General features: G+C 76.2%; 3 protein-coding genes and 2 pseudogenes. 4 read left to right on the forward strand and 1 reads right to left on the reverse strand.

The window, feature by feature from the left end; translation table 11 throughout:
- From ACFVXK_RS37525 to ACFVXK_RS37535, 3 genes and pseudogenes are all read left to right on the forward strand, one after another.
- Positions 1-426, forward strand: a pseudogene (locus ACFVXK_RS37525) (hypothetical protein); the annotation flags it as partial.
- A gap of 18 nt (positions 427-444) precedes the next feature.
- Positions 445-1,170 carry a response regulator transcription factor gene (locus ACFVXK_RS37530; RefSeq protein WP_389621543.1) on the forward strand — a complete coding sequence of 242 codons (726 nt, stop codon included), beginning with the start codon at positions 445-447 and terminating at the stop codon, positions 1,168-1,170.
- A gap of 1 nt (position 1,171) precedes the next feature.
- The gene (locus ACFVXK_RS37535) at positions 1,172-2,692 is read left to right on the forward strand and encodes a sensor histidine kinase (protein ID WP_389621546.1); all 1,521 of its coding nucleotides are present in this window, start codon (positions 1,172-1,174) and stop codon (positions 2,690-2,692) included.
- A gap of 190 nt (positions 2,693-2,882) precedes the next feature.
- Here ACFVXK_RS37535 and ACFVXK_RS37540 read toward each other — a convergent pair whose 3' ends face one another.
- Complete coding sequence (locus tag ACFVXK_RS37540; RefSeq protein ID WP_389621549.1) at positions 2,883-3,509, reverse strand: TetR/AcrR family transcriptional regulator; 627 nt, start codon at positions 3,507-3,509, stop codon at positions 2,883-2,885.
- Between the two features lie 41 nt (positions 3,510-3,550).
- Here ACFVXK_RS37540 and ACFVXK_RS37545 point away from each other — a divergent pair.
- A pseudogene (locus ACFVXK_RS37545) lies at positions 3,551-3,749 on the forward strand (virginiamycin B lyase); the annotation flags it as partial.

Here is a 3,749-nt window from a genome sequence, read left to right on the forward strand (position 1 = left end):
CTGGTGGAGAAGGCCCAGTCGCAGGGTTCCGGCACCGGCCGCGGCGGCGGCGGTTTCGCCGCCGCGGCGGCCGGCGGAGGCCAGGGCCGTACGGGCACCGGCGGCGCCGGCGGCGCGCAGAGCGGCCGGCGGCAGGGGTTCGGGGGTGCGACGGGCGGCCCGGGCGCCGGGGGCGGCACGACCACCGGTACCGTGAAGCTCGTCGACGGCACCACCTTGTACGTCACCGACGCGCAGGGCGATGTCGTCCGCGTCACCACCGACACCCACACCCAGATCACCGAGGCCAAGAGCGGCAAGGTGTCCGACCTCCAGCCGGGTCAGACCGTGACCGTCCGCGGCACCCAGGACGCCTCCGGGGACGTCGCCGCGGCCACCGTCGCACAGGGCGGCCCGGGAGGCTTCACCGGCGGCGGCCGGGGCTGACCCCAGAGGGAGGACCGCATGGACACGGCCGTGCCCGAGGCGAGCCTGCTCGTCGTCGACGACGAACCGAACATCCGGGAGCTGCTGTCGGCCTCCCTGCGCTTCGTCGGCTTCAAGGTCACCTCGGCGGCCACCGGGGCCGACGCCCTCGCCGCGGTCTCCGAGGAACGCCCCGACCTGGTGCTGCTCGACGTGATGCTGCCCGACATCAGCGGTTTCGCCGTGGTGCGGCGGCTGCGCGAGGCCGCCGGCACCGGGCCGGGCGCCGACCACCTGCCGGTGCTGTTCCTGACGGCGAAGGACGGGGTGGACGACAAGATCAGCGGGCTGACGGCCGGCGGCGACGACTACGTCACCAAGCCGTTCAGCCTGGAGGAGCTGATCGCGCGGATCCGCGCGATCCTGCGGCGCACCGGAGCGGCGGGCGGGGACGGCCGGCTGCGGGCGGGCGACCTCGAACTGGACCCGGTGGGGCACCAGGTGCTGCGCGCCGGCCGGCCCGTGTCCCTCTCCCCCACCGAGTTCAAGCTGCTCGCGTACCTCATGGCCCACCCCGACCGGGTGCTCTCCAAGATGCAGATCCTGGAGCACGTGTGGGCGTACGACTTCGGCGGTGACCTCAGCATCGTCGAGTCGTACATCTCGTACCTGCGCCGCAAGGTGGATTCGGGTGCGGACGGGTCGCCCAAGCTCATCCACACCGTGCGCGGGATCGGCTACGTGCTGCGCCGCCCGCAGGGCTGACGTGGCGCGGCGGACCTCGCGGTGGCCGGCCCGGGCCCTGCGGCTGCTGCGGCGGCTGGGGCGCCCGTTCACCGCCCTGTCCCTGCGGGCCCGGCTCGTGGCGCTGTCGATGGTGCTGGTGGCCCTGGGCCTGGCCGTCAGCGACACGGTCGTGCTGGGTTCCGTACGGGCCCAGCTGCTGGGGCGGGTGGACCAGCAGCTCCAGCGGTTCGGCGACTCCATGGCCTACCGGGTACGGGCCGAGGGGCGCCCCCAGCCGCATGCCGGGCACTCGGGCGGGGGCCGGGCCTGGCTGCCGAGCCAGTACGTGATGGCCTTCGCCGAGGCGGACGGCACGGTCACGCAGCCGCTGCGCCAGCCCGTGGCGGCCGGGGACCCCGTCCCGTCGTGGCCGGCGATGGACGCGGCGGGGCTGCGCGCCCGGACCGGGAAGCCGTTCGAGGTGCCGAGCGACCACGGTGACGGCACCTGGTGGGTGCTGATCGTGCCGGTGGACGGGGACGACCCGGCGCTGCCGGCCGGGGTGGTGGTCGCGGCGCCGCTGGCGGACGTGACCTCGACGCTCGACAGCCTGGCGACGGCGTTCCGGATCATCGGCCTCGTGGTGTCCCTGCTGCTGGCGGTGGCCGGGTGGTTCGCGGTGCGGGAGGGGCTGCGGCCGCTGCGGAGGATCGAGGAGACCGCGGCCGAGATCGCGGCCGGGCGGCCGCTGTCGCACCGCATCCCGGGTGCCTCGCCCCGCACCGAGACCGGGCGGCTGAGCATCGCCCTGAACGGCATGCTCACGCAGATCGAGTCGGCGTTCGCGGCGCGCACCGCGTCGGAGGGCCGGATGCGGCGCTTCGTCGCGGACGCCAGCCATGAGCTGCGCACGCCGCTGGCGGGGATCCGCGGCTTCGCCGAGCTGTACCGGATGGGGGCGCTCACCGAGGAGGCGGACGTCCGGCGGACCATGGCCCGCATCGAGAGCGAGGCGGTGCGGCTGAGCGGCCTGGTGGAGGACCTGCTCACCCTGGTCCGCATGGACGAGCAGCGCCCGCTGGAGCTGGCCCCGATGGACCTGCGCACCCTCGCGGTGGACGCCCTGCACGACACCCGCGCCCTGGATCCGGCGCGGGAGGTGACGCTGAGCGGCCCGGACGGCCTGGGCGCGCCCGGACCGGCGCCGGTGGAGGGCGACGAGGCGCGGCTGCGCCAGGTGGTGGCGAACCTGGTCGGCAACGCCGTCGCCCACACGCCGGGGGGCTCGCCGGTGCGCATCGGGGTGGGCACGGTGGACGGCTGCCCGGTCATCGAGGTCGCCGACCAGGGGCCGGGGCTGGCCCCGGAGCAGGCGGCCAGGGTGTTCGAGCGGTTCTACCGGGTGGACGTCTCGCGCAGCCGGCAGGGCGGCGGCGGGGCCGGCCTCGGCCTGGCCATCGCCTCCGCGCTCGTGACGGCGCACGGGGGCGAACTCGAACTGCGCACGGAGCCGGGCCGGGGTGCACTGTTCCGGGTCCGCCTGCTGCCCTCCCCCCGCTGACGACGCCACGGGCCTCCGCGCCCGGTCCGACGAACGGGGTGGTCAGCCTTGCGCCGGCGCCGCGGAGGGCTCCGCCCGGGGGCCAAGGACACGTCCGGCTCGGCGGCGCCGGTGGGTCAGCCTTGCGCCCGCGTCGCGAAGGTCTCCGCCTGGGGGCCAAAGACGTGGCCGGGGCGGCCGAGCCGGGTGGTCAGGCGGGTGGCGGTGTTGTGAAGGCGCCCGCGCGGGCGGCCAGGGTGGCGGCGCGGGCCGCCGTGGCGGGCAGGGTCGGGGCGGGGGGCGAGCCCAGCAGGACCAGTTCCTGGTAGAGCGGCGCGGTGGCCGCGACCAGGAGGGGCCGCGCCAGGGTTCCCGGGGGCACCTCGCCCCGTTCGACGGCCCGGGTCACGGCTTCGGCCGAGCGGGCGTAGCGGTCCTCCCAGAACGCCCGCAGGGCACGCGCCGCTTCGGCGGACCGGAAGGAGGCGGCGATCAGCGCCTGGGTCAGCGAGGGCCGGGCGGCCAGGGCGTCCAGCACCTCCTGGTTCATCGCCGTCAGGTCGCCCTCCAGGGATCCGGTGTCGGCCGGCCGCCAGGCGTCGTCGGCCGCGGCCTCCAGCAGATCGGCCAGCAGTCCCCCGACGTCCCGCCAGCGCCGGTAGACCGTGGTGCGGTGCACTCCGGCGGCCTCGGCCACCCGGTCCACGGTGAGGGCGTCGTAGCCGTCCTCGACCAGCCGTCGGCCGGTGGCTTCCAGGACCTGGGCCCGGACGCGGGCGCTGCGCCCGCCGGGGCGGGAGCCGGCGGAACGGTCGCTTGCGGGGGTGGTGGTGTCCATGCGAGCATTTTAACGCTACGAGTGTCGCCTTAAGGAGCTCGATGACGGATCCCCGGTTCACCCTCCACCCCGTGCCGGGTGCGGCCACCGGCCCCTACGGCATCACCGCCGGACCCGACGGCGCCCTGTGGGCCACGCTCGTGCACGCCGGGGCCGTGCTGCGCCTCCACCCCGGCGGGCGACAGGCCGTCCACCCGCTCGGCGCCCCCGGGTCCGGGCCCTCCGTGATCACCGAGGGCC

It is taken from the genome of Streptomyces sp. NPDC058157, assembly GCF_042884105.1.
In the GTDB taxonomy this organism is placed as follows: Bacteria; Actinomycetota; Actinomycetes; order Streptomycetales; family Streptomycetaceae; genus Streptomyces.